The organism is Pseudarthrobacter sp. MM222, from assembly GCF_947090775.1.
Classification (GTDB): domain Bacteria; phylum Actinomycetota; class Actinomycetes; order Actinomycetales; family Micrococcaceae; genus Arthrobacter.
On sequence record NZ_OX352321.1, the window covers coordinates 4,193,468 to 4,218,802 of the forward strand.

Sequence of the window (25,335 nt, forward strand, 5' to 3'; positions counted from 1 at the left end):
GCGCCGCTTAGCCTTGATTTGCATAACCCTTCGGCGAATCGAGGCAGCGATGCAGACCAATCCGCGGCTCAACATCAGGCAGGTGACCTGGGCCAACCCCGTGGGCGCGGACCTGCGCGCGGCCCAGCAGGCGGAACTGGACGCCCGGTTCGGGACCACGGACCACGAACCCGGCCCGCCGCCGTCGGAAGCTGACACCGCCGTGTTCCTGGTCGCTCACGACAAGGCCTCCGGCCAGCCCGTCGGCTGCGGAGGGCTTCGGATCCTCGACCAGCACACCGCCGAAATCAAGCGGCTGTACGTGCTGCCGTACACGCGCGGCTCCGGGGTGGCCAGTTCCATCCTGGCGGCCCTGGAAGCCCACGCACATGCTCTCGGCATCACGTCCATCACGGCGGAGGCCGGCTCGGCCCAGCCCGACGGCCGCCATTTTTACGAGACTTCGGGCTTCGAGCCGGTGCCCAACTTCGGACCCTACATCGGGGCGGAGCACTCCTTCTGCTACTCGAAGACCATCGACTCGCACAGCGCCGCGCACACCGCCATGGCCTAGCGGCCGGCATGCCCGGCCAGCCTGAACAGCCCGTCGCGCAACGGCTGGGCCCGGTCGGCGAGCGCCAGCCGGGTCATGGCGGACGAGGCCGCCCGCAAGGCCTGCGTGCGCAACAACCTGCGCCTGCTGTACGTCTGCAGGGCATTCCGGAGCGGGCGGGAGTTCAGCAGGTCGGCGAGCGTGACGGCGTCGATCAGCGCCTCACAGGCGCCACGCCCCAGATTGGGCGTCATGCCGTGCGCCGCATCCCCCACCAGCACCGCCCCCTCTGTGGCATACCGCCTCAGCGGAGGGGCCGTCCAGATTCTCTGCGCCAGCGTCTGCCCCGGCGCCGCCGACGCCAACACACGCGCGATGCCGGCCGCCGGGCCGGAGAACCGCTCCCGCGTCAACGCCAGGGCCTCGCCGACGTCAATGCCGTCCGGCCCCAGGTCTGAGCGGTAGGACGCGTACCAGTAGGTCCGGCCCCGGGATGCGGGCGTGATGCCGAACAGCTGCCCGCGGCCCCAGTATTCACCGCCGGCATCCGGCGGCACAGGGACGTCGAGGATGCCTCGCAGGGCAAGGTACGGGCTCAGTCGCGCCCGGGACCGTTCGCCCCAGACGGCGCGGCGCACTCTGCTGTGCACGCCGTCGGCGCCGACCACCAGGTCCGATTCCGGCAGTGATCGCACCGGACCGTATGCCCGGGCAGCCGACGCAGGCACGGCGGTCTCCAGCAGGCGGAGCAGATCGGCACGCGAAACCCCGATCACGTCCGGCGCTTGGCCCCGCAGGAATACACGGCCCGATCCGTCCCTGAGGGCCACGCCGCCGAAGCGCGAACCGGCCGTCCGGACGTCCGGAAGGATACCCAGCGCATCCAGTGCCTGCTGGGCCTCAGGCCACATGGCCAGCGATGTCTCCACCGGCGGCAGTTCTTCCCGGCGCTCGTGGATCGTCACCCGGAAGCGTCGGGGGTCAAGTCGCGCGGCAAGTGCCAGGCCTGCGATGCCGCCGCCGACGACCGATACAGCGTCCATCTTCAGATTCTAGAACCGGACCCCTCGCGGGCGGATCCGACGAAGCGGGCTTCCGCGTGCGGCAACCCCGATGTTCATGCGGGGTTAAGGCCAGAGGCGCCTTCCGTTCCGCGAGCCACAACAAACTGAAGTGCCGCGGCCCGGCGAATTCATACAATCGATAGCAATAATGGGCCCGTTCCGGCATCGGCAGCTATAGGCTGTCCGGACAACGCCCGCTGGTCCCATGCAGAAATGAGTCTCACCCGTGCGAACACTGAAAACCCTGGCTGCCGCCGTCGTCGCCGTCACCCTGCTCGCCGGTTGCGGAGGCGGTGCCGCTGCCCCCGCCCCCACCGGAACCACTGCCGGCCCCGCCGCCGTCGCCCCGGCCGGCCCGCCCTCAGGCGAGACACTCATCGTCTACACCAATTCCAACGGCGAAGGCCGCGGGGAATGGCTGACGCAGAAAGCCGCTGCGGCCGGTTTCAAGATTGAAATCGTGGGTGCCGGCGGCGCAGACGCCACCAACAAGCTGATTGCCGAGAAGAACAACCCGATTGCCGACGTCGCATTCGGCCTGAACAACATGTACTTCGAGCAGATCAAGGCAGCCGGCGCGATCGAGCCCTTCACGCCCTCCTGGTCCGGGGAGGTCGACACCGCCAAGGGCGACAAGGGCGACAGCAAGGCGTATTGGCCCCTGGTCCAGCAGGCGATCCTCCTCGGCTACAACACCGCAAAGTTCTCCAAGGACGAGGCACCCAAGGACTGGACCGACCTGTGGACGCAGGACAAATTCAAGTCCCGCTACGAGCGCGTCACAGGCCTCGGCACCGCCACCGCGCAGCTGGTGTTTGCCAGCATCCTGACGCGGTACAAGGATGACGCCGGCGATCTTGGCATCTCCGACGAGGGGTGGAAGCAGATCGAGGAGTACTTCAAGAACGGCACCCCCGCGGTGGCCAAGACCGATCTGTTCGCCCGCATCGCCTCGGGCGACACGGATATGGGACAGATGCCGTCCTCGATCATCACCGAACGCGAGAAGTCGTTCAAGGTCGACGTCGAGACCGTCCTGCCGTCGGTGGGTGTCCCGCTGGCCATTGAGCAGGTGTCCCTGGTCAAGGGAACGGACAAAAAGGACGAGGCGCTGAAGTTCATCGACTGGTTCGGCAGTGCGTCGACCCAGGGCGAGTGGGCGCAGCAGTTCAATTCGATGCCGGTCAACACGGCGGCAGTTGCCAAGGCAAAGCCCGAGGTGGTCGAGTTCTTCAACTCGCTCAAGCAGCAGGACATCGACTGGAATTTCGTCCAGGAAAACATGGGCAAATGGGTTGAAAAGATCGAACTGGAATACATGAGCTGAGTACGGCGTGGTTGCAGCCGGCAGTGATGCGGGCTGCAACCGGCCGTTCCCGCTAGCCGCTGCCGTCCGCCGCAACCCGCTGCCAGAAAGACAACTTGCCATGATCCGTTTCGAGAACATCGAGGTCACCTTCGGTGATTTCACCGCCATCCCCGGGCTCAACCTGGAGGTGAAGCCCGGCGAGTTCTTCACGCTCCTCGGGCCCTCCGGCTGCGGGAAGACGACGGCGCTGCGCACGCTGGCCGGGTTCATCGAGCCGTCCGCCGGGGACGTCTATGTCGACGGCAAGGCGGTTACCCGGCTCCCGAGCGACAAGCGTCAGGTGGGGATGGTGTTCCAGAACTACGCCCTGTTCCCCAGCATGAGCGTGGCGGAGAACATCGCGTTCGGCCTGCGGGTACGCAAGGAGAAGCCCGCGGAGAGCGACAGGCTGGTCCGGGATATCGCCAAGCGCGTCGACCTCTCCGAGGACCAGCTCCGCAAGAACGTCGCCGAGCTCTCCGGCGGACAGCAGCAGCGCGTGGCCGTCGCCCGGGCACTGGTCCTGCAGCCCAAAATCCTGCTGCTCGATGAACCGCTGTCCAATCTGGACGCCAAGCTCCGGCACCAGCTGCGGCAACAGCTCAAGGATCTCCAAAGCGAGTTCGGCATCACGACGGTGTACGTCACTCACGACCAGGACGAGGCGCTGGCCATGAGCGACCGGGTTGCGGTGTTCAACAAGGGCTTGGTGGAACAGGTCGGCACCCCACAGGGCATCTACGACGAATCGGCAACCGAATTTGTCTGCAACTTCATCGGGGACAGCTCCCGGCTGAGCGCCTCGTTCGTCGCCGAACTGAACCGGCTCTCGAATTTCGGCCTCGATCCCGCGGCCAACTCCTACTTGCGCGTGGAGAAGGCCTCGCTCGAACCTTTCGGCGGCAACGGTTCCGCCGTCCCGGTCGAGGGAACAGTGGTCTCGAAGACCTATCACGGGCTGCACAGCCGCTATATCGTGCGCTGCCACGGCTCCGAGGTACGGCTCCTGGTCAAGGAGGACGGTGGGGTCCATCCGGACACGGGCAGCCAGGCGACGGTGTACGTCCAGCCCTCCCACGTGCTCCAGTACGACCCCGAAACCGGAGCGTCGCTCCGCAGCAGGCAGCCGGAAGCGGCCCGCCCGTGAGCAGCGAGGGCCGCTCAACCGGCACCAGCGTCCGGACCATGCTCCGCTCGCCCGCTGTCCTGATCGTCGGTGTCGCCCTTACCTGGTTCATCGCGGCCTTCCTGGTCTGGCCCAATGCCAATGTCCTGATCCAGACGTTCTTCCCGGACGGCAGCTTCTCCGGCCGTGCCGCCGAGCGGCTTTTCTCCTCGCAGCGGGCCATGAAATCGCTGGGCAACAGCTTCCTACTGGCCGTGGCCCTGTCCATCACGGTCAATGTGGTGGGGATCTTCATCGTGCTGGTCACCCAGTACTTTAGGATTCGTGGCTCGAGGATCCTGTTCCTCGGCTACGCCACCACGTTCATCTACGGCGGCATCGTGCTGGCCGCCGGCTACAAGTTCATCTACGGCGACAAGGGCATCGTCACCGCGTACCTGCTGTCCCTGTTTCCCGGGATGGATCCGGGCTGGTTCTCCGGGTTCTTCGCCGTCCTGGTGGTCATGACGTTCGCCACCACCACCAACCACATGCTCTTTGTCACAAACGCCCTCAAAGGCGTGGACTTCCAGACGATCGAAGCGGCCAGGAACATGGGAGCCTCCGACTGGACCATCCTGCGGCGCATCGTCCTGCCCATGCTGAAACCGACCCTGTTCGCCGTCACGGTCCTTTCCTTCCTGACGGGCCTGGGTGCCCTGTCCGCGCCGCAGGTGCTCGGCGGCCGGGACTTCCAGACCATCACCCCGATGATCCTCACCTTCACCAACAGCCCGACTTCCCGCGACCTGGCGGCGCTGCTGGCGGTCATCCTGGGCCTGGCCACCATGCTCATGCTGGCGGTCATGACGCGGCTGGAAAAGGGCGGAACCTACTTCTCAGTCTCCAAGGTCTCCGCCGGGCTGCAGAAGCAGCGGATCAGCAACCCGGTGGCGAACGCCGTCGTGCACGCCGTCGCATACCTGCTGTTCGCGGTGTACACCCTGCCCGTGGTCCTGATCGTGCTGTACTCCTTCGCCGACGGCGCCGCAATCCAGACCGGACAGCTCTCCCCGGGCAGCCTGACCCTGGACAACTACGTCCGGGTGCTCACCCAGCCAGCGGGGCTGCGTCCGTTCATCATCAGCATCGCCTACAGCGCGCTGGCCGCCGCCATCGTCGTCGGCGGGCTCCTGTTCGTGGCCAGGCTGCTCCAGAAGTACCGCAACTGGGTCACGAGTGTCGTGGAGTATCTGCTCCACATTCCGTGGATCCTGCCCTCGGCACTCCTGGCCCTGGGCCTGATCCTCAGCTACGACCACCCGAATCCCCTGGTAGGCGGGGCCGTACTGACAGGCACCACCGTCATCCTGCTGATCGCGTTCGTCACGGTGAAGATCCCTTTCACCCTGCGGATGCTGAAGGCATCTTTCGCTTCGGTCAACTCCTCGCTGGAGGAGGCGGCCGGCATCATGGGGGCGAAGACCTTGTACATCTTCCGCCGCATCCTGCTGCCGATCGTGCTGCCGTCGGCCGCGGCCGTCACGGCACTGAATTTCAACAGCATGCTGGATGACTATGACACCGCGATTTTCCTGGCCCATCCCCTGTTCCAGCCCCTTGGCCTGGTGATCAAGGCGAACACGGACGGTGCCGAGGGCGTCGATGGGGTGTCCAACACCTTCGTCTACACGGTTCTGCTCATGATCATCACGGGCGTGACCATGTACCTCGTTTACGGCCGGTCCGGTCGGAAAGCCGGGCGAACGGTCAGCCCTGCAGCGGGCGGCAAAGACAGCACGACGGCGGATCTGGCGGCGGCGGTTCCCGACACACCGGCGCGGGTCCCCTAGCGGGAACCTGGCCAGCCCGTGTAGGCCTCGGCGAGGTAGGCGCGGCCGTGGCGGGATGAGACCACCGAGTTGAGCTCACCGAGCTGCCGGGCGCTGGAAAAGCCGTCCGCGTTGGCAGGAGTGTGGAGCATGGACGTCATCCAGTAGGAAAACTGCTGCGCCTTCCACACCCGGTCCAGGGCGTGGTCACTGTAAGCGTCGAGAAGCCCCGTATGGCCGGTCCGGTAGAAGCTGTCCAGGCCCTCGAACAGCACCTTGACGTCGTGCAGCGCCAGGTTCAGGCCCTTCGCACCTGTAGGCGGAACGGTGTGGGCGGCGTCGCCGGCGAGGAACAGATTGCCGTGCCGCATCGGGGTCAGGACCGAACTGCGGAATTTCAGGACCGTCTTGTCGAGAACGGGCCCTTCCTTGAGTTCGAAGCCGTTGCCGTTGACACGGCTGCGGAAGGTCTCCCAGATCCGGTCATCACTCCAGTTCTGGACGTCCTCGTTCGGGTCGCACTGGAAGTACATCCGCTGGACGGTCTCGGTCCGCTGGCTGATCAGGGCGAAGCCGGTCGGCGAGTTGGCGTAGATCAGTTCGTCTGAGCTGCGCGGCGCCTCGGCCAGGATGCCGAACCAGGCGAAGGGGTATTCGTGGAGGTACCGTTTGCGCCTTGCTTCCGGGATCTCGGAGCGGGTCTGGCTGCGTGAACCGTCCGCCCCGATGATGAAGTCCGCCTGGAGTTCATAGTCCACGCTGTCAGCGCCGGTGAACCAGACCTTGGGGTTGGATTCGATGGCCCGGATGGACGTGTCCGTGACGCTGTACCGGACATCGCCGCCGTCGGCCTCGCGGCGGGCTGCGAGGTCGAGGAAGACGTCGGTCTGCGGGTAGAGCCAGACGGATTCGCCGACGAGGTCCTGGAAATCGATGCGGTGGCTTTCACCGTTAAAGCGCAGCTCGATCCCGTCGTGCCGGTCTCCCTCCCGAAGCACGCGGTCCGAGACCCCGCTGTCCACGAGCAGGTTCACGGACCCGTGTTCGAGGATGCCTGCGCGCACGGTCTGGCCGATTTCCTGGTGGCTGCGGATCTCGATCACGGTGGACTCGATGCCGGCCTTGGCCAGCAGGTGAGACAGCATGAGCCCGGCCGGGCCGGCGCCCAGGATGGCGACCTGGGTGGTGAGAACTTTACGGTTTGCCAATGGTTCCTCGCTTCATCGCGGCTCGGTGGAATCTCTGGCTCCAGTGTGCGGCCGGACCGGTGACGGACGTTACAGGAATTCCGGTGAATGGAATTGAGTCGGGTTTCTCTCCTCATGGAGCTGCCGTCCGATTCCGCGGGCCGCCGTCTGGAGGGCCGGAACCAGCGCGTGAAGGCGCATTTCGCGAGGAGGCACCACGACGCCGAGGGCCGCGACGGTACGGTTTTTGGCATCCCGGACGGGCACGGCAATCGCCCAGGTGTCGGGGTCCACTACCCCGGCGAGCGCGGCAAAACCCTGTTCGGCGGAGTCCTGCAGCAGGGCCCGGAGATCCTCCGGAGCCAGCTTCCCGGCAGGGTCGCTAAACTGCCGCAGGTACTCCACCTGAACATCCGCCGGCTGGCCGGCCATCAGCGCTAACCCGGCCGAGGACACATGGACCGGCATCCGGCCTGCGATCTGGGCCCGGTTGGTTACCGAGCCGCGGCGGTGGAGCCGTTCGACGAAGAGGGCGTCCCAGCCGTCCAGCACCGCGAGGTTCACGTTCTGGTTGAGCACCTGCTGGATGTCCTCCATGAACGGCATAGCCGCATCGCGCAGAGCCAGCGTCGGGGAATTCCGGTTCACCAACTCCCACAGCCGCAGGCCCAGCCGGACCGAGCCACCGGCGCCCAGTTCGAGCAGCCCATGGCTGGCCAGTTGCCGCACCAGGCGGTGCGCCGTGGTCAGCGGCAGCTGCGCCCTGGCTGCCAGCTCAGAGAGCGGCAGAACGAGGACGCCCTCGGGAAAGGCCGCAATAACACGCACCACACGGTCCACGACCGAATCCCCGGAAACGGAGTTAGCCACGTAACCTTCTTTCCGAGTCGGACACATTGATTCCATTGAATGGCATAGAGTGTTCCACGATACACGCAACGGTGATAGAAATCTCAGGTCGGATTCCCCGGAGGCGCCCCTTGCCGCGCACCGGACGCGCACCGACATCCAGCTTCACATCCACTCAACGCCGAGCCCGATCTTCGAGGTTGCTATGCCAATGACGTCCGCTGACCGCTCTTCCCGATGGCCTGTCTGGCTTTGCTGGCTGGCCATGGTGCTTGACGGCTTCGATCTGGTGGTGCTGGGCACCGTCATTCCGACCCTGATCAAGACCCAAGAACTGGGATTCGATGCCGTCGGAGCCACCCTGGCAGCCACGATTTCCCTCGTCGGCGTCGGCCTGGGCGCCCTGTTCATCGCCCCGCTCTCGGACCGGCTCGGCCGCCGGCGCCTGCTGATCGCCTGCGTCGCCTGGTTCTCCCTGTTCACGCTCGCCATCGTGATCGCCCCCAACGTCCTGGTCTTCAGCATCTTCCGGCTCCTGGCCGGACTGGGCCTCGGCGCTTGCCTGCCCGCGGCCCTGGCCTACATGAACGACTACGCCACCAAGGCGGGGTCCGCCGGGCGGTCCACCACCAGGACCATGACCGGTTACCACGTCGGCGCGGTACTCACCGCCCTGCTGGCACTCCTGCTAATTCCGAACTGGCGGATGATGTTCGTCATCGGCGGCCTGGCAGGGCTGGCCCTGCTGCCGTTCCTGTGGTTCAAGCTGCCCGAGTCCCTGCCGCCGGTCCGCCAGGCCGCTGAACCGGTGCAGGCTGCCAGCTTCCGGGACCTTGCCAAGAAGCCCTACCCCGTGGTCGCCGTCGGAGTCGGGATCGCATCCTTCATGGGGCTTTTGCTCGTATACGGGCTGAACACGTGGCTTCCGCAACTGATGGCGTCCGCCGGTTACTCCATTGCAGCAGGCATCGGCCAGCTTTTGGTCCTCAACGTCGGCGCCGTCGTCGGGCTCGTCGCTGCGGGGATCCTCGCGGACAAGCACGGCGCGAAGAGGGTAGTCCTGCTGTGGTTCGGGCTGTCGGCCGTTCTCCTCGCCGTGCTGAGCATCAAGCTGCAGAATGAACTGCTCCTCAACGCGGCCGTCTTCGTCACCGGAGTCTTCGTCTTCAGCTCACAGGTCCTCGTCTACGCCTGGGTGAGCCAGCTCTTCCCCAGCCGGCTGCGGGCCACCGCCCTCGGCTACTCCGCGGGCGTCGGCCGGCTGGGCGCCATCCTGGGTCCGGCCGTGACCGGCACCCTGGTGGCCGCCGGCATCGCCTACCCGTGGGGTTTCTACGTGTTCGCCGCAGCAGCCGTGATAGCCGTGGCCGCACTGGCGATCGTGCCGCAACGGATCTCGCACGCCGAGCCCCTGGTTTCCCCCGGGGCAACCAGGGCACCCGCGGAAAACTAGTCCGTCAGGCGGCGGCGTGCGGGGTGGCCCGGCCGGCCCTCAACCGCCGCCAGACGGTCGGGGCCAGCACCACCGCGATGCCGACGGCGGCACCGATGATGGTCTCCACGATGCGGTCCCGCAGGAGCAGCCCGGGTGCTGAGGGTGCCACCAGCAGCGTGGAAATCAGGGCCAGCGGAGTCACGAAGACCTGGGCGAGCACATACTGCCGGGCGATGAACATCTCGGCGCCGAACTGGCAGGCTGCAATCACCAGCACGGTCTGCCACGGGGCTGGCTGCAGCAAAAGGATCCCGGCCAGCAGGACCAGGCCCAGGGCGGTCCCGACGATCCGCTGCACCCCGCGGCTCACCCGGTGCCGGGTAGTGTGGCCCACGAGCGGGACGACGGCGGCCACCATCGCCCAGTAATTGTGACCAAGGCCAAGCTCAGCACCGGCCACTGTCGCGAGAGTACCGGCGAGCCCTGCCGCCACCAGGTAACCCAGGCTTTCGAGCCGGGCTGCCCGCTTCTCCGCCGCCGTCAGACGGGCCGGCCGGGCCCGCACCCACGGAGTCCGGCGGCTCTTCAATGCCCGCGAGGACATGCCAACCAGCAGGGAGAACGCCATGGTCAGCAAGGCCACGAGCATGGCCTGCCAGAGTGGCGGCTGGCTGGGGATCGAGGCGATGGCCGCGAAAGCGAATATGTGGAACAGCGATCCCGCCGGACGGAGCCGCCACCACGCGACGAGGAACGAGCAGCCGCCGGCGACGAGGGTAGTGGCCAGGACCTGCATCCACATGGCGCCCGACGCGGGGAGCGCCAGGGCGGTGCCTGCGCGAGCTGTCAGGGCGGCCAGGAACATCACCACGAGCATTAGCAGGCCGGCCCGGAGCTGGAGATCAAATCGTTTGCCGTGCGGTTCGTTTCGGCCGTAGATTCCGGTGAAGGCGCCAAAGGTGGCGAAGATCGCCAAGTCCAGGCGGTCCAGCAGCACCAGCGTGATCAGCGGGACGAACACGCCGACGGCGCAGCGGATGGCTACTTGGTGGTCCTTGTTACCAGGTGCCATGGTGAACATCTCAACGAGCAGCTTCACGGGTGGAATGGGCCTTTCAAGCGGTCAAATTGTCTACGACGGCGGCGCTGGCATCCAGACAGGATCGTACGCGCGAAGCCCGGCGAGAGCCGAACCAAACTCCGTTGGACGGAATCCGCGCCTGTGCCGGGAACAAGGCCGGGAAGTGATAGCGTCTAGCGGTTGATTCCCTTGGCGGAGTCACTGGAGACGCCCGCACCGCAATCCCCACGGAGGACCAGCCATGTTCAAAGGATTCAAGAATTTCATTCTGCGCGGCAACGTGATCGAATTGTCGATCGCCGTCGTGGTCGGCACCGCCTTCACCGCGCTCGTGGGTGCGTTCACGTCCAACATCGTCAATCCCATCATCGCGGCGGCAGGGGGCGTCGAGACGGAAGGCTTGGGGTTCCCCATCTGGCCCGGGAACGAGAAGACCTTTGTGAACTTCGGTGCCGTGGTCACCGCCTTCGTCACCTTCCTGATCACCGCTGCCGTGGTCTACTTCATTTTTGTGGCACCCATGAACCGGATCAACACGATGGTTAAAAAGCGCGTGTCACCTGCGGAGCCGGAGGAGGCCCCGCTGCCGGCGGACACCGCACTGCTCGCGGAAATCCGGGACCTGCTGGCCCAGCTGGCAGGCGCCGCAGGGACGGCAGGCACGGGCGCGCAGCACCAGGGGCAGCATGCCGCCGAGGACCAGGCCACCGGGTCCGACCACCGGGCCGAAACCTCCCGCCAACACGTCCGCTAGGGGCGGTTCCGGGCCGGAGCGGCCGCGGCCCGCGTGCGAGACTTCTCGGCAACTTCACCGTGCCGCAACCCTGCCGAAACAGCCGGCGGACATCATGGAAACCATGAAGCCAAAAACGAACGCCGGAACCCCCGCCCCGGAAACTGCGGAGCTGAGCTGCGAAGTGTGCGGCCTGATGCCCGAGCCCACCAAGGCCCGGCTGACGTTGGCCAATATTGCGGTGATGCTGCCCATCGAACTGCTGGTGCACGCCGCGGTGGTGGAAACCCACCTGCCCTACGTGGCCAAGGTCCTGGTCCTTACGCTGACCGCCACAATCCTGGTGATCTGGGTTGCGGAACCCTCTGCGGCCCGGATGCTGCGAAGCTGGCTTCACGCCCCGGCGCTGCGCCACCGCAAAACGCTCCGGGCGGCGCCGGCGCTCTGGCGGGCGCGGACAGTCCTGGTCGACACGCCGGGTTCACTGCGCAAGGTGACGCGCGCGCTGGACCGGCTGGACACGAACATCCTGAGTATCCACGTCCACCCGGTGGCCGACGGAGTGCTCGACGAGTTTGTGCTCTCCGCGCCAGGTGAGCTGCGCGAAGAAGAGCTACTCCGGGCGCTGCGCGACGCCGGGGGCCGCGACCCCCAGGTCTGGCCCACCACGGCGCTGGCCATGGCGGACGGGCAGACCGGCGCGCTGAGCCTGGCTGCCCGGATCGCGGGGAACCCGGAGGAGCTGCCGCTGGCGGTGGCGGAACTGCTGCACGCACGGATCGAGCCGGCGCCGGACGCGGACTCCGCGCAGGTGGGCCGCGGCCGCGCAGCGAAGGGAGCGCCGCGGGAAGGCGTGGCGACTGACAGCACGTTCCTGAGGATCCCGACCGCCTGGCACGGCCCCATCACCTTTTCCCGGCCCGGCGAACCGTTCACTCCGGCGGAGTCCGCACGCGCCCACCGCCTGGCCGAGCTCGCGGAGATCCTGGCCCACCGTGACCTCGCGCCGGAATCCCTCCGGGCGGTGCCAGCTGATGCGGATCCCGCCTAGACGGCAGCCATCCTGACCTTGAGCGCGTCCGGCTCCACCGTCACGGTCAGGTGCTTCCCGGTACCGAGGTGGTCGCCGTCGAGCTGGAACTCCTGTTCGTGTTCCAGCGTGATCTCGGCAGTTTTCCCCTGGAAGTAATCCACGGACTCGGTCTCTTCCTTGTTCCGGCCGAAAATACCGGCGATCACACCGAGCCAGCCGAGCCGCCCGCGGGGAGACAGAACCAAGAGGTCAAGCACGCCGTCGTCCACTTTTGCGTCGGGGAAAATTTCGATCCCGCCCATGATCCGGCCGCAGTTGCCGACCATGACACTGCGGATCCGGCGGCGGACGGGCTCGCCGCCGTCCATGCTGATCCGTGCCTTCACCGGCTTGCCGGGGAGCTTGCGGATGCCCGCCTCCACGTAGGCAAGCCAGCCCATCCGGTCCTTGAGCACGTCCACGGTGTCGGCCATGATGGCGGCGTCATATCCGAGGCCGGCCATCACCAGGAACACCTGCTCGTCGTCCGACCCGTCCAGCGTCGCTTTCACGACGTCGATGGACCTGTCGGTGCCGTTCAGGACGTCGAAGCAGGCGGATACCGGGTCGGCGATGTTGACACCGAGGTTGCGGGCCAGCAGGTTGCCGGTGCCCAGCGGCACCATGCCCATCGGCGTTCCGGTGCCGGCGAGGACCTCGGCAACACAACGGACCGTGCCGTCGCCGCCGGCGGCGATGACGACGTCGACCCCCTGCTCCAGCGCCTCGCGGGCCTGCCCTGTACCGGGGTCCTCCACGGTGGTCTCCAGCCACAGCGGTTCGGCCCAGCCCTGGGTTTCGCAGAGGCGGTAGATGGCCCCCTGCAGCGCCGGACCGACAGACTTGGCCGGATTGATGACCACGGCGGCGCGCCTGGACGGTGTTTGACTGTCGGGCGCGGGGTTGTTCACTGTCATGGTGTCCTTCAAGGGCGGGTGGGCGGATACTATCCCGAATTGAAATCCTAGCCGGAGATGCCTGCGTAACTTAGGCAGCGGGGCCGCCGATCATGGACGTTCGCGCGCCCGCCTCACTAAACTGGCCATGTTTATGTACTGGAGCGTGCCGGGCTTTTTCGGATAGCCGGCCGGAGCCTGACCGGATCAGCCGGACAGGCTGCGCTCCGGACACGGGAAGCGGGGGCATATGACCGAACCACAGGAAAACTACTCAGCCGAGGCAGAGGCGTCCAGCACGGACCCACACGACTGGGGACGGGCGATGGCGCTGGCAGTCACCCGGCTGGCTGAGCAGCTGGCACCTGAGGACAGCGAGGACATCCATGCCTCGCTCGTGGGAAAGGACCTGCACCTCAAGATCCGGGACGACGACTCGGGAGTCACCATCACCGTGTCCACCGCGCCCGTCAAAGACCGGGAGGACTGACGGTCAGCGCCCGCCGGTGAGGTCCGCGGAGATGAGTTCCGCCGTCGCCACGGCGGCCCTCCGCACCGACTCCAGGTAGGCGTCCGGGTCCGGCTGCGCGGCCACTGACTGGGCCTGGAGCGAGACGTTGATCGCGGCGACCACCTTCGGTCCGTCGTGGACCGGAGCCGCGACGGACATCAGGCCCAACTCGAGTTCCTGGTTCAGCAGGCACCAGCCCTGCGCACGGACTGCTGCCAGCTCCGCCAGCAGCTCCGCGCGGGTCCCGATGGCCCGCGGGGTCAGCGGGCGGATTTCGGCGACGGCGAGGTATTGCTCCAGCTCGGCGGCCGGAAGGGCCGCGAGCAGGACGCGGCCCATTGAGGTCGCGTAGGCCGGGAACCGGGTTCCCACGGTGATGCCGACCGTCATGATCCGACGGGTCGAGACGCGGGCGACATACGCGATGTCCGTCCCCTCCAGCACTGCGGCAGACGTTGACTCGCCGAGCTGAAGCGATAATTCCTCAAGGTGCGGCTGCGCGAGTTGCGGCAGGGACAGCCCGGAGAGGTAGGCGTAGCCCAGTTGCAGCACCTTGGCCGTCAGCGCGAAGATCTTCCCGTCGGTGCGGACGTACCCAAGTTCAACGAGGGTGTACAGGAATCGCCGGGCGGTGGCCCGGGTCAGATCCGTCCGGGCCGCCACCTCTGTGAGGGTCATTTTCGGATGGTCCGTGTCAAAGGCCCGGATCACCGCCAGCCCGCGCGCCAGCGACTGCACATACTGGTCGCTGGCCGCGGGGGCGGCGCCGCGCCGGGCTCCGCTTGCTGCCTCAATCATTTCTGCCCCTCATGGTCTCGCAACACTCTATCCGCGGGACAGTCGTGTGTTCAGCTTCCAGCGGTGCTTCCGACGGCGGCGGCGGCCTTGAGCGGGATTGGCACCATCGCCTGCAGCTCCTCGAGGGTGCAGCCGAACGTTTCGCGGACCTCGACGCCGTCGGGCCCGGTAAGGAACACCGCTTTGTCCGTGTACACGCGGGTCACGCAGCCGATCCCGGTCAGCGGGTAGGTGCAGGCCTCTACGATCTTGGACGCGCCCTCGCGGGTCAGCAGCGTCATCATCACGAACACGTCCTTGGCTCCGGTGGCCAGGTCCATGGCGCCACCCACTGCCGGGATGGCATCCGGCGCTCCGGTGTGCCAGTTGGCGAGGTCGCCGGTGGCGGAGACCTGGAAGGCGCCGAGGACGCAGATGTCCAGGTGCCCGCCGCGCATGATCGCGAAGGAGTCGGCGTGATGGAAGTAGGACGCCCCTGGCAGTTCCGTCACCGGGATCTTGCCGGCGTTGATGAGGTCGCCGTCGATCTGCTCCCCGGCGGCTTCCGGGCCCATGCCGAGCATGCCGTTTTCGGTGTGGAGCGTGATGTTCTGCTCCGGCTCGAGGTAGTTGGAGACCAGGGTGGGCTGGCCGATCCCGAGGTTCACGAACGAGCCTGGCGTGATGTCCCGGGCCACGAGGCGGGCGAGGTCGTCGCGGCCCAGCGGCGCCGCGCTGGTCTGGATCGATGCTGTCTGGATGCTCATCTCAGGCCACCTTCACAATGCTGTTGACGTAGATTCCGGGGGTCACGATGTTCTCCGGGTCGAGGCTGCCGGTGGGGACAATCTCGGACACCTGGACCACGGTGTGTTTAGCGGCTGCGGCCATGATCGGACCGAAGTTCCGGGCGGTCTTGCGGTAGACGAGGTTTCCCTTGCCGTCGGCCCTGAGCGCCTTGATCAGGGCGACGTCGGCGTGGATGGGGGTCTCGAAGACCTGGCCGCGGCCGTCCAGGATCCGGGTTTCCTTGCCCTCGGCCAGCATGGTCCCGTAGCCGGTGGGCGTGAAGAACCCGCCGATCCCGGCGCCGGCGGCACGGATCCGCTCCGCCAGGTTGCCCTGCGGGACGAGTTCGAGCTCGATCTCGCCTGCCTTGTACCTGGCATCGAAGTGCCAGGAGTCGGACTGCCGCGGGAAGGAGCAGATCATCTTCTTCACCCGGCCCTCCTTGATCAGCAGCGCCAGGCCCTGGTCGCCCTGCCCGGCGTTGTTGTTGACCACGGTCAGGTCCGTCGCGCCGCAGTCCATCAGGGCATCGATGAGTTCGAACGGCTGGCCGGCGTTGCCGAAGCCGCCGATCATCACGGTGGAGCCGTCCTTGATGCCGGCGACGGCCTCGCCGACGCTCTCAACAAAATTCAGCATGTCCTAGCCCTTTCCTGTGGTGGATGATGCGGTGACGTTCTCAAGGACCACGGCCAGGCCCTGCCCCACGCCGATGCAGATTGCCGCGACGCCCCAGCGCTGACCGGAGGCCTGCAGGCTGCGGGCCAGGGTGCCGAGGATCCGGCCGCCCGAGGCGCCCAGCGGGTGGCCCATCGCGATCGCGCCGCCGTGCCGGTTCACGATGGAGGGGTCGATCCCCCAGGCGTTGATGCAGGCCAGCGACTGCGCGGCGAAGGCCTCGTTGAGCTCGACGGCGCCCACCTGGTCCCAGCCGATGCCCGCCTTGGCGAGGGCCTTGTTCGCGGCCTCCACCGGGGCGTAGCCAAAGAACTGGGGATCGTTGGCGTGCGCGCCGCGGCCCGCGATCCGGGCCAGCGGTTCCATTCCCAGCAGCCCGGCGGCGTTCTCGGATCCGAGCCAGGCCGCTGAAGCGCCGTCGGAGAGCGGGGAGGCGTTCCCGGCGGTGACGGTGCCGTTCTCGGTCCGGAACACGGTCTTGAGCCCGGCAAGCTTCTCGGCCGAGGACCCGGCGCGGATGCCCTCGTCCCGGGTGAGGTCCGTCCCGGGGACCACGGTGACGAGGTTGTCGTAGAAACCCTCGTCCCAGGCCGCGGCGGCGAGGTTGTGCGAGTTGGCGGAGAACTCGTCCTGCGCCTCGCGGGTCACCCCGTACTTTTCGCGGAGCCGCTCGGTGGCCTCGCCCAGGGAGATGGTCCACTCCGGGCGCATGGCCTTGTTCACCAGCCGCCAGCCCAGCGTGGTCGAGGCCAGCGTCAGGTCCCCGGCCGGGTAGGGCTTCTCGGTCTTGGGCAGCACCCAGGGCGCCCGGGACATGGATTCGGCCCCGCCGACCAGCATGAGCTCGGCGTCGCCGGTGTTGATCTGGCGGGAGGCGATGATCGCGGCGTCCAGGGAGGATCCGCAGAGCCGGTTGACGGTGGTGCCGGGGATGGAGACCGGCAGGCCCGCGAGCAGCGTGCCCATCCGGGCGACGTTGCGGTTTTCCTCGCCGGCTCCGTTGGCGTTGCCGAACACCACCTCGTCGACCCGCTCGGCGTCGAGCTTCGGGGCGCGCTGCACGATCGCACCGATCACATGCGCGGCAAGATCATCCGGGCGGACGGCCGCGAGGCCGCCGCCGAACTTGCCGAACGGGGTCCGCACGGCATCGTAAAGGTAAGCCTGGTTCATGGCGTGCTGTCCTTTTCTGAGGAGTCCGTTGCGTCGGCGCCCCTTGCGTCGTTGTCCATGGCGCGGAACACCTCCTGGGCGGTCTTGAAGGCGGTGTTGGCGGAGGGGACCCCGCAGTAGATGGCGGTCTGCAGCAGGATTTCCTTGATCTCGTCCCTGCTCAGGCCGTTGGTGGTGGCGGCGCGGATATGCATGGCCAGTTCTTCCCAGTGCCCGTGGGCCACCATGGCGGTGATGGTGACGGCGGAGCGCATCTGCCGGGTCAGGCCGGGCCGGGTCCAGATCCCGCCCCAGGCGATCCGGGTGATCATGTCCTGGAAGTCCTCGGTGAAGTCGTCCTTGGCGGCGTTGGCGCGGTCCACGTGCGCGGCGCCGAGCACCTCGCGGCGGACCACCATGCCGCCGTCGTAGATTTCCTTGCTGGTCGCATCGGGCTGGACCACGCCGTTCCTTTCCGGGCCGGTCACTTGTCGGCTCCCCGGGACTCGGTCCAGGTGATGAGGCTCCGCAGCAGCTCGGCTGCGTGGGCGGGTGCCTCGAACGGAGCCAGGTGTGCCACGCCCCCGAGGGTGACGGCATTCGCGGTGCCGCCGCCGGCGGTGATGCGCGCCGCGATCTCCTCGGCGAACGACGGCGGTGCCACTATGTCCTCCGCGCCGGCCACGGCCTGGGTGGGGACCCGGATGCTGCCGAGTTCGTCCCGGACGTCGAAGTCCGCCAGCGCTTCGCAGCAGAAGGCGTAGCTGAAGCGGTCGGCGTCGCGCAGCGCGTGCAGCAGGCGGCTGCTGCGCTCCGGCTCGCGTTCCATGTAGCCCGGGCCGAACCAGCGCTGCGCCGAGCCCTGGATCATCACCGGGGTGCCCTGGGTGCGCACAGTTTCGGCGCGCTCCAGCCAGCCCTCCGGGGTGCCGAGCTTTGCCCCGGAGCACTGCACGGACAGGCTCTTGAGCCGTTCGCCGTGCTTGATACCCAGTTGCAGTCCCGTGGCCCCGCCGAGGGAGACGCCGGCGTAGTGGAAACGCGCGCCCGGCGCGATCGAATCGACCAGCTCGACGACGGCGTCGGCCAGTTCCGCGACGCTGAAGGGTTCCACGGCGGCCGGTGAGATCCCGTGGCCGGGCAGGTCCCAGGCGACGACGTCGAGCTCGGCCCCCAGCAGCCCTCCCGCCTGGGTCCACAGGAACGTGGAGGTCCCCAGCGACGGGCCCACTACCAGGAGTGGCTTGTCCCCGAGGGGGCGCGGGGGCGACAGCAGGACTGCCTTGACTGTTGGTCTAGCCACGGAAAGCTCCGTTCAGGTCGGGGGTCGGTGGGGCGTCGGCCGTTCCGGCTGCGGCGCGGGCGTACTCGGGATAGGCCGCTAGGAGGCGGCGGGAGATCTCGGCGGCTTGGCCGAGGTAGTTTGCCGGGTCCAGCAGCTCCTCCAGCCGGGCGTCGGAGAGCTGCTCCGGCGGGACTGCGGCGCGGAGCAGCCGGCGGTATGTGGCGGCCTGCTCCCGGGCAGGGGCCTGGAGCGTCTGGTCCACCACGGCCTGCAGCCGCTGCTTCCCGTCGGCGCCGTTCTTGCCCGCGCCGTTGCCAGGCAGGAGTGGCGCAAGGGCGGCCGTGACGGCTTCGCTGAGCAGCAGCGGGCCGGCGAGGTCCAGGTTGCGGCGCATGGCGTCCGGGAAGACCCGGAGGCCCTCGGTGAGTTCGCGGAGCTGCCCGGCGGCGCCCAGGGCGAGCCGGAGCAGCTGGCGGAGCGCCGGCCATTCGCTGTGCCAGGCACCGTCGGGGCGTTCGTCGTTGAAGTTGGCGGCGGCGAGGTGCAGCTGGGCTGCCTGCCCGGGGGCCTGCAGGGCGGCGCTACGGATGAGCACCGAGAGCACCGGGTTCTGTTTCTGCGGCATCGCCGAGGATCCTCCCCGGCCGGCGGCGCGCGGCTCGGCGACCTCGGCGACTTCGGGGCGGCTCAGGAACAGCACGTCGACGGCGATCTTGCCGGCGGCGTCGGTCACGGCGGCGAGGCCATCGCCCAGCGCGGTGACGGCGAGCCGGTTCGTGTGCCACGGCGCGGGGACGGGCGCAAGGCCCAGTCCGGCGGCCAGCCGGTCCGAAAGGTCAAAGGGCGTCACTGAGCTGCCGGCGGTCAGGACGGTGCCGGCAGCCAGGGTGCCGGCGGCTCCGCCGGTCTGCACGGGCAGTTCGAGAGTTTCCAGCCGGCGCCCGGCGGCGGCCAGTCCGGCGAACCACTGCGCGGCCTTTAGCCCGAAGGTGAAGGGCAGCGAGTGCTGGGTCAGGCTGCGGCCCACGCACAGCGTCTCCGCGTGCTGTTCCGCGAGGCCGGACAGCGCCGCCGACGTTGCGGTGAGCTCGCCGAGCAGCCGGCGGATGGCGTCCCGGGCCAGCAGCATGAGGGCAGAGTCAAGCACATCCTGGCTGGTCAAGGACGTGTGGACGGCGCGGACGGCGCCGATTCCGGCCGTGTCCAGGGCCTTGACCTGCGCGCGGAGATCAGCGAGCAGCGGGATCACCGGATTGGCGCCACCCTGGGCGCGCACCGCGATGCCCGCGAGGTCATAGCGGCCTGCGTCCGCCGCCTCCGCAACCACCGCGGCTGAACCGGCCGGCACGAGGCCCGCCTCGTCCAGGACCGCGGCCCAGGCGGCCTCGACCCGGAGAATGGCGGCGAGCACCGCCCGGTCCCCGGTCAGCGCCGCTACCTCGGGCGACGCCGACACGGGACTCAGCAGGCCAAAGTCCCCCTGCAGGCCGGCGTCGCTGGTTTCAAAGGAGGTCACTTGGCGGCGCCCTCGAAGTCGAGGAACACGGTCTCGTCCTCGCCCTGGAGCCGGAGGTCCCAGGTGAGGCCGCCGTCGGCGTCGCGGCGGGCGATCAGGGTCCTGCGGCGGTCCGGCTCGAGGGCGGACAGCAGCGGATCCGCGGCCAGCGCCTCCTCGTTTTCCGGCAGGTAGATCCGGGTGAAGAGCCGGTTCATCAGGCCGCGGGCGAAGACGGCAACGGCGATGAACGGCGCCGCGCCCTCCTCCGTGGGGCCCGGGTTCACCGTCGTGAAGGTGAAGGCGCCGGTGTTGCCCACCGCGCTGCGGCCGAAGCCGGTGAACGTGTAGCCGTCCCGGACGAGGGAGCCGGTGCGCTGCGGAACCCGTCCGTCCGCGTCCGCCTGCCAGATTTCCAGGATGGCGTCCGGGATCGGATGTCCGGCGCCGTCGTAGACGGTGCCCTGCAGCCGGATGGAGCCTGGCGCGCCGGGGGCCAGCAGCTCGCGGTCCTTGGCGTAGGGCAGGGCGTAGCCGTAGAACGGCCCGACGGTCTGGCCGGGGGTGGGGGTGAGTTTACTCATCGTCGTCTCCTTCTGCGCCGAGTGCCTCGTTCTCTGTCCAGGTTCGCTTGGACCCGGTCAGGACGATGTCCCAGTTGTACGCCAGCGCCCATTCCGGCTTGGTCTGCTCGTGGTTGTAGGTCGCCACGAGCCGGTCCCGCGCGTCCTGGTCCACGATCGACTGGTAGATCGGGTCCAGCGGGAAGAGCTGGTCCCCGGGGAAGTACATCTGGGTGACGATCCGCTGGGTGAATTCCTGGCCGAACAGGGAGAAGTGGATGTGGGCCGGGCGCCAGGCGTTGAGGTGGTTCTTCCACGGGTAGGCACCGGGCTTGATCGTGGTGAAGCTGTACGAACCGTCCGCACCGGTGATGCAGCGGCCGACGCCGGTGAAGTTGGGGTCGATCGGGGCGGGGTGCTGGTCCCGTTTGTGGATGTAGCGGCCGGAGGAGTTGGCCTGCCAGATCTCAACGAGCTGCCCGGCCACGGGCCTGCCGTCGCCGTCGAGCACCCGGCCGGAGACGACGATGCGCTCACCCAGGGGTTCCCCGTTGTGCGCGATGGTGAGGTCCGATTCCAGGGCGTGCACATCCATGTGCCCGAAGGCCGGCGAGTGCAGCTCGATGGTCTCCGGGTCCGCGTGGTGCAGGTCCTTCGTCGGGTGCCGCAGGACGCTGCTGCGGTAGGGCGCGTAGTCCAGCCGGGGCTGCACCTCGGCCGGGGCGCCGTTCCTGACGGCCTGCGCGTACGCGTCGGCGAGGGCCTTCATTTCGGCGCTTAGGTCCGCCTGGGACTCCGCGGCGGCGTCCAAGGCAGGGACAGCAATGGCGTGCGTCCTCGGTGCGGCCTCGGTGGCTCGATCGGACGTGTCCTCGGTGAGCGGGTCCGCGTTGTAGATCTCAACGTTGATCTCTTCAGGCACAGCAGCCTCCTTTCAGTGGGAATTGGTACTGGACGGTTCGGCCAAATTGATTGGCTCAGGGCAATTGGCTCAGGGGGTCAGCTTCAGCTGGTGCAGGTGGTCGTACTGGACGGCGTGCCGCACCGGGGCATTGGGGGCGCCGTAGCCGTCGTAGGCGCCGCGGCGTTCCACCATTTCGAAGAACACGCTTCCCACGGTGGCGGTGTAGAAGTGCAGGAACTCGCCGTCGGCATCGCGGTCGTAGAGCAGGTTGAGCTCCCGGAGCGTCGCCAGGAAACGGGGCTCCAGGCCGAACCGCGCGTCGAGGTCCTCGTAGTAGTTTTCCGGGATCTGCAGGAACTCCAGTCCCCGGGCCCGGGCGGCACGGGCGGCACCAACGAGGTCGTCCACCGCGACGGCGATGTGCTCCTGGTAGCTCCGGCGCTGGCCTGTGCCGCCGGTCCCTGCCGGGCCCGGCGCGGTCCCCTCCTGCTGGAGGAGCGGGGCCAGGTTCAGGACCAGGCGGACGCCCCGGTCCCCGGTCAGCATTACCTGGGAGCGGACCAGCCCGGTGGGGCTGGCGACCTCCGCGTAGGGCTGGGGCTCCAGGGCGAGGGCACTGGTGTAGAAAAGCACGGCTTCGTCGAAATGCTGCCACGGCTGCGCGAGGTTGACGTGGTCGATCACGGCGCTCAGGTCCCCGGGCCGGCCCGCGGCGGGCGCTTCCAGCCCCTCGCCGAACTCGCGGGTCCACGCGGCGGTGCCGTCCGGGCTGCCCTGGCAGAGGAAGATCTCGGTGGAGTCCGGGGCGGCGAAGCCCTGGAAAATCTCCTCGTCGGCCTGGCTCTTGCGCGGCACGGCCGGGGCCTTGAGTTGCTGGGCGCGGGCGGCGGCGATCACCGGGGAAGCGACATCGAAGCCGAGCGCCGCGATCGCTGTCTCGGCGCTTTCGGCGCCGGCAGAATCCTCGTTGATGATGACGCGGGCGTGGCCCATGGTCCACAATTGCACGTTCTTGGTCCGGTGCCGTCCGTTGGACGCGAAGCCAAGCTGGCTGAGCAGGGTTTCCAGCGCGCCGGCGTCCGCGGCCCGGACCTCCGCGAAGTTAAAGCCTGCGGGTTCGGCCACCTGCGGAAGCGTGGCGAGTTCCATCGGATACCGGCGGCGGGTGGCCGCGCCGCCGGCGGCGGTCCCGGCCTCGGGGCCCCCGGCGGCAGGGTTGGCCGCGAGCCACTTGGCGGTTTGTTCTTCGAGCCAGATCAGCGACCGCATCGCGTCCACGGCGGTGCGTTCGACGTCGGACTGGCGGAAGACGTCGTTGAAGACCTCGAGGGAGACCGGTCCGGCGTAGCCGGCGCGGACGGCGTGTCCCAGGAACTTGGCGAGTTCGAACTGCCCCTCGCCGGGGAACACGCGGTAGTGCCGGCTCCAGGACAGCACGTCCAGGGAAAGCTTCGGCGCGTCGGCCACCTGGATGAAGAAGATCTTGTCCGGGTCGAAGCGTTCGATCGCCGCGGTGTCCCAATCGCGGGAGAGGATGTGGAAGGAATCCAGGCAGGTGCCGAGGTTGGGGTGGTCCACCGTTTGCACCAGCCGGTGCGCATGCTCGTAGTCATTGACGTACTTGCCCCAGGCGAGCGCCTCGTAGGCGAGCTTGACGCCGTGGTCCGCGGCGAGCGCGGCCAGCCGTGACAGCTGCTCGGCGCGGAGTCCGTCGTCGTCGATGCTTGCGGTGGCTACGTTGGAGCAGACCAGGATGGTGTCCATGCCAAGGCGGGACATCAGCCGGAACTTGGCCTCGGCGCGGCGGAGATTGGCAGCGAGGAGCTCCTCCGGGACGCTGTCGAAGTCGCGGAACGGCTGGTAGAGGTCCAGGCTGAGGCCCAGGTCCGCGGCCATCCCCCGGACGTCTTCGGGGCTCAGCGGGGACGTGACGAGGTCCTGCTCGAAGATTTCGATCCCGTCGAAGCCGGCCACGGCGCAGGCCTGCATTTTTTCCCGGAGCGTGCCGGAGAGGCAGACAGTGGCGATTCCGGTGCGCATCAGGCGGCCACCTCTTCCGCGGCGACGAGTTCCAGGAAATGGGCCCGCATGCGGTCCGCGTCGGCTTCGAGGCCGGTGAAGATCCGGAAGGCATCCGCGGCCTGGCCGACCGCCATCCGTCCGCCGTCAAGTACCTCGCAGCCCTTCGCGCGGGCCCCGCGGACCAGTTCGGTTTCGATCGGGCGGTAGACGATGTCCGCGACCCAGTGCCTGGGCTCCACCAGGGACATGTCCAGTGGAACGCCCGGGTGGGCGGCCATGCCCACCGGAGTGCAGTGCACCAGGCCGTCGGCCTGGGGCATCAGCCGCGGCAGCTCCGCCGTCGTCCGGGCAGTGACCGACTGGTCCGGGAAGAACGCGGCGAGTTCCGCGGCGCGCGCCGCACAGCGGGCGGCGTCGGTGTCGACCAGCACGAGCTCGCGCACTCCGGCGGTCAGCAGGGCATAGGCGACGGCGGAACCGGCGCCGCCGGCGCCCAGCTGGACCACCCGGCCCAGCTTTGCTCCTGGAAGGCCTGAGGCCAGGGCGGCGGCGAATCCGGAAAAGTCGGTGTTGTGGCCGATGAAGCGGCCGTCGCTGATGGTCACCGTGTTCACCGCGCCCAGGCGCCGGGCATCGGGAGAGACCTCGTCCAGGTATTCCAGGACCAGTTGCTTGCACGGGTGGGTGATGTTCAGGCCGTTGTAGCCGAGCCGCCGCGCGCCGGTCAGGAGCTCGCCCACGGCTTCGCCCGGGAGCTCCAGCTCAAGGAGGTCGATGGGGCGGTAGAGGTACCGGAGGCCCTGCACATCGCCTTCCCGTTCATGCATATGGGGAGTGAGGGACGGCATCACGCCATCACCCACCAGTCCCACGAGAAAGGACTCTGCTCGATTGCTCATCCGTATAGCTCCTTTGACAACGGCACTCGGCCGGCGGGGGCGCCCAAGGGGCCACCGGCAGACCGGGTGATAGGGATTACATTACCGTACTTGTTCACATCATGCACGCTTGTTCTCATGGCGAACATTTGCACCGGGCGTGCACCCCGCGTCACTGCTGGGGAAGCCGCGCGGACAGCTCTGCCGCGGCGGATTGCAGGAGTGGCACCAGGGCCACAAGGGCTTCCATGCTCATCCGGAACACCGGAACCGCCGTGGCCAGCGAGGCGAAGGCCACTCCTTGCGAGTTGAACACCGGGACCGCGACGGCGCGCATGCCGAGCTCGTTTTCCTCGTCCATGGTGGCGTAGCCGCGGCGCCGGACCAGGTCGATTTCAGCCCGGAAGGCCTCGCGGTCCGTGATCGAGCACTCCGTCAGCGGTTCCAGCTCCAGGCCCTCCACAAGCTCGGTGCGGGTGGCGTCATCGGCGAAGGCCACGAGCGCCTTTCCCACGGACGTGGTGTGCAGCGCGCCGAGGTGGCCCGGGTCGCTTGTGACGCGGAAGGTCTGCGGGCCGTCGACCTTGTTGACGGTGAGGTGGTGCACCCCGTCGCGCACCGACAGGATGGTGGCCTCCCCCGACTCCTCCGTGACGCGGCGCAGAATGGGCAGGGCCGTTCCGGCGAAGCCGTGGTGGTTGGACACCCGCTGGCCGAGCTGGAAGACGCGCAGGCCGAGGTGGTAGCGGCGGCCATCCGGCTCATAGTCAACAAAGCCGTCGCGGGTCAGGGACCCCAGCAGGCGGTAGGTGGTGCTGAAGGGCAGCTCCGCCCGGCGGGAAAGGTCAGCGGCGCTGGCGCCGCGCGGCTCGTCGCCGAGCAGGACGAGCAGGCCAAGGGCCTTGCCAACCATGTCCGTGCGCGTGTCGTCCCTGGGCGCCTTGGCAGCTTTGCCAGCAGGGGCTTCGGGGGCGGGAAAGGGGTCGGCCAGTTCTGTGTCTTGGTTCACACTCATGGATCAATACTCTCACATCGTGAGAGCTGTTTCTAGATGGTGATTATTTTTGTTGACAAGTGACTGTCCTCACAGTCATGCTTGCTGTATCGCACAAGTAGCTCCCACCATGTGGCTACTAGTCCGGGTCTT

25 protein-coding genes are annotated in these 25,335 nt (G+C 67.9%); 8 read left to right on the forward strand and 17 right to left on the reverse strand.

Features of this window, described 5'->3' with window-relative positions:
* The first annotated feature begins 49 nt into the window (after positions 1–49).
* Positions 50–553 carry a GNAT family N-acetyltransferase gene (locus OM977_RS19170; protein ID WP_264355448.1) on the forward strand — a complete coding sequence of 168 codons (504 nt, stop codon included), beginning with the start codon at positions 50–52 and terminating at the stop codon, positions 551–553.
* On the opposite strand, the gene OM977_RS19175 is transcribed toward OM977_RS19170, so the two are convergent.
* Positions 550–1,575: an FAD-dependent monooxygenase gene (locus OM977_RS19175; RefSeq protein ID WP_264355449.1), complete on the reverse strand. Its 1,026-nt coding sequence runs from the start codon at positions 1,573–1,575 to the stop codon at positions 550–552. The genes OM977_RS19170 and OM977_RS19175 overlap by 4 nt on opposite strands.
* A gap of 247 nt (positions 1,576–1,822) precedes the next feature.
* Between OM977_RS19175 and OM977_RS19180 the strand changes: the two genes are divergently transcribed.
* The 3 genes from OM977_RS19180 to OM977_RS19190 all read left to right on the forward strand — a co-directional run bounded on the left by OM977_RS19180 (position 1,823) and on the right by OM977_RS19190 (position 5,902).
* Complete coding sequence (locus OM977_RS19180; RefSeq protein ID WP_264355450.1) at positions 1,823–2,923, forward strand: extracellular solute-binding protein; 1,101 nt, start codon at positions 1,823–1,825, stop codon at positions 2,921–2,923.
* Positions 2,924–3,023: 100 nt separating this feature from the next.
* Positions 3,024–4,091, forward strand: coding sequence for an ABC transporter ATP-binding protein (locus OM977_RS19185; protein WP_264355451.1), 1,068 nt, complete (start codon positions 3,024–3,026; stop codon positions 4,089–4,091).
* Positions 4,092–4,129: 38 nt separating this feature from the next.
* Positions 4,130–5,902: an ABC transporter permease gene (locus OM977_RS19190; protein WP_264357486.1), complete on the forward strand. Its 1,773-nt coding sequence runs from the start codon at positions 4,130–4,132 to the stop codon at positions 5,900–5,902.
* Here the strand turns inward: OM977_RS19190 and OM977_RS19195 are convergent.
* Together OM977_RS19195 and OM977_RS19200 are read right to left on the reverse strand one after the other, a co-directional pair.
* Positions 5,899–7,026 carry a 4-hydroxybenzoate 3-monooxygenase gene (locus tag OM977_RS19195; RefSeq protein WP_264357487.1) on the reverse strand — a complete coding sequence of 376 codons (1,128 nt, stop codon included), beginning with the start codon at positions 7,024–7,026 and terminating at the stop codon, positions 5,899–5,901. The genes OM977_RS19190 and OM977_RS19195 overlap by 4 nt on opposite strands.
* Positions 7,027–7,158: 132 nt before the next feature.
* Entirely contained in the window at positions 7,159–7,938 is a 780-nt protein-coding gene (locus OM977_RS19200; protein WP_264355452.1) for an IclR family transcriptional regulator, read from the reverse strand.
* Between the two features lie 190 nt (positions 7,939–8,128).
* Between OM977_RS19200 and OM977_RS19205 the strand changes: the two genes are divergently transcribed.
* Positions 8,129–9,370, forward strand: coding sequence for an MFS transporter (locus tag OM977_RS19205; RefSeq protein WP_264355453.1), 1,242 nt, complete (start codon positions 8,129–8,131; stop codon positions 9,368–9,370).
* A gap of 4 nt (positions 9,371–9,374) precedes the next feature.
* Here the strand turns inward: OM977_RS19205 and OM977_RS19210 are convergent, their stop codons facing one another.
* Positions 9,375–10,451, reverse strand: a complete 1,077-nt coding sequence (locus OM977_RS19210; RefSeq protein ID WP_264355454.1) for an FUSC family protein — start codon at positions 10,449–10,451, stop codon at positions 9,375–9,377.
* A gap of 223 nt (positions 10,452–10,674) precedes the next feature.
* On the opposite strand from OM977_RS19210, the gene mscL reads away from it, so the two are divergent.
* Together mscL and OM977_RS19220 are read left to right on the forward strand one after the other, a co-directional pair.
* Positions 10,675–11,187, forward strand: coding sequence for a large conductance mechanosensitive channel protein MscL (mscL, locus tag OM977_RS19215; protein ID WP_264355455.1), 513 nt, complete (start codon positions 10,675–10,677; stop codon positions 11,185–11,187).
* A gap of 103 nt (positions 11,188–11,290) precedes the next feature.
* Positions 11,291–12,217: an ACT domain-containing protein gene (locus OM977_RS19220; RefSeq protein WP_264355456.1), complete on the forward strand. Its 927-nt coding sequence runs from the start codon at positions 11,291–11,293 to the stop codon at positions 12,215–12,217.
* On the opposite strand, the gene OM977_RS19225 is transcribed toward OM977_RS19220, so the two are convergent.
* Positions 12,214–13,155: a diacylglycerol/lipid kinase family protein gene (locus OM977_RS19225; RefSeq protein ID WP_264355457.1), complete on the reverse strand. Its 942-nt coding sequence runs from the start codon at positions 13,153–13,155 to the stop codon at positions 12,214–12,216. The genes OM977_RS19220 and OM977_RS19225 overlap by 4 nt on opposite strands.
* A gap of 229 nt (positions 13,156–13,384) precedes the next feature.
* On the opposite strand from OM977_RS19225, the gene OM977_RS19230 reads away from it, so the two are divergent.
* Positions 13,385–13,624, forward strand: a complete 240-nt coding sequence (locus OM977_RS19230) for a hypothetical protein (protein WP_264355458.1) — start codon at positions 13,385–13,387, stop codon at positions 13,622–13,624.
* A gap of 3 nt (positions 13,625–13,627) precedes the next feature.
* Here the strand turns inward: OM977_RS19230 and OM977_RS19235 are convergent, their stop codons facing one another.
* The 12 genes from OM977_RS19235 to OM977_RS19290 form a co-directional block, all read right to left on the reverse strand.
* Positions 13,628–14,443, reverse strand: coding sequence for an IclR family transcriptional regulator domain-containing protein (locus tag OM977_RS19235; protein ID WP_264355459.1), 816 nt, complete (start codon positions 14,441–14,443; stop codon positions 13,628–13,630).
* A 50-nt stretch (positions 14,444–14,493) separates the two neighbouring features.
* Complete coding sequence (locus OM977_RS19240; RefSeq protein WP_264355460.1) at positions 14,494–15,189, reverse strand: 3-oxoacid CoA-transferase subunit B; 696 nt, start codon at positions 15,187–15,189, stop codon at positions 14,494–14,496.
* 1 nt (position 15,190) lies between these two features.
* Positions 15,191–15,850: a 3-oxoacid CoA-transferase subunit A gene (locus OM977_RS19245; RefSeq protein ID WP_264355461.1), complete on the reverse strand. Its 660-nt coding sequence runs from the start codon at positions 15,848–15,850 to the stop codon at positions 15,191–15,193.
* 3 nt (positions 15,851–15,853) lie between these two features.
* Positions 15,854–17,062, reverse strand: coding sequence for a thiolase family protein (locus OM977_RS19250; protein WP_264355462.1), 1,209 nt, complete (start codon positions 17,060–17,062; stop codon positions 15,854–15,856).
* Positions 17,059–17,529, reverse strand: a complete 471-nt coding sequence (pcaC, locus tag OM977_RS19255) for a 4-carboxymuconolactone decarboxylase (protein ID WP_264355463.1) — start codon at positions 17,527–17,529, stop codon at positions 17,059–17,061. Before pcaC ends, OM977_RS19250 begins: the two co-directional genes overlap by 4 nt.
* Positions 17,526–18,344: an alpha/beta hydrolase gene (locus tag OM977_RS19260; RefSeq protein WP_264355464.1), complete on the reverse strand. Its 819-nt coding sequence runs from the start codon at positions 18,342–18,344 to the stop codon at positions 17,526–17,528. Before OM977_RS19260 ends, pcaC begins: the two co-directional genes overlap by 4 nt.
* Positions 18,337–19,842, reverse strand: a complete 1,506-nt coding sequence (locus OM977_RS19265) for a lyase family protein (RefSeq protein ID WP_264355465.1) — start codon at positions 19,840–19,842, stop codon at positions 18,337–18,339. Before OM977_RS19265 ends, OM977_RS19260 begins: the two co-directional genes overlap by 8 nt.
* Complete coding sequence (gene pcaG, locus OM977_RS19270) at positions 19,839–20,405, reverse strand: protocatechuate 3,4-dioxygenase subunit alpha (protein WP_264355466.1); 567 nt, start codon at positions 20,403–20,405, stop codon at positions 19,839–19,841. Before pcaG ends, OM977_RS19265 begins: the two co-directional genes overlap by 4 nt.
* Positions 20,398–21,306: a protocatechuate 3,4-dioxygenase subunit beta gene (pcaH, locus tag OM977_RS19275; RefSeq protein WP_442960671.1), complete on the reverse strand. Its 909-nt coding sequence runs from the start codon at positions 21,304–21,306 to the stop codon at positions 20,398–20,400. Before pcaH ends, pcaG begins: the two co-directional genes overlap by 8 nt.
* A 69-nt stretch (positions 21,307–21,375) precedes the next feature.
* On the reverse strand, positions 21,376–23,328 hold the full coding sequence (locus tag OM977_RS19280; RefSeq protein WP_264355467.1) for a sugar phosphate isomerase/epimerase and 4-hydroxyphenylpyruvate domain-containing protein: 1,953 nt from the start codon (positions 23,326–23,328) through the stop codon (positions 21,376–21,378).
* Entirely contained in the window at positions 23,328–24,209 is an 882-nt protein-coding gene (locus OM977_RS19285) for a shikimate dehydrogenase (RefSeq protein ID WP_264355468.1), read from the reverse strand. The genes OM977_RS19280 and OM977_RS19285 overlap by 1 nt, the downstream gene beginning before the upstream one ends.
* A gap of 151 nt (positions 24,210–24,360) precedes the next feature.
* Positions 24,361–25,203 carry an IclR family transcriptional regulator gene (locus OM977_RS19290; RefSeq protein WP_264355469.1) on the reverse strand — a complete coding sequence of 281 codons (843 nt, stop codon included), beginning with the start codon at positions 25,201–25,203 and terminating at the stop codon, positions 24,361–24,363.
* Between the last annotated feature and the right edge of the window lie 132 nt (positions 25,204–25,335).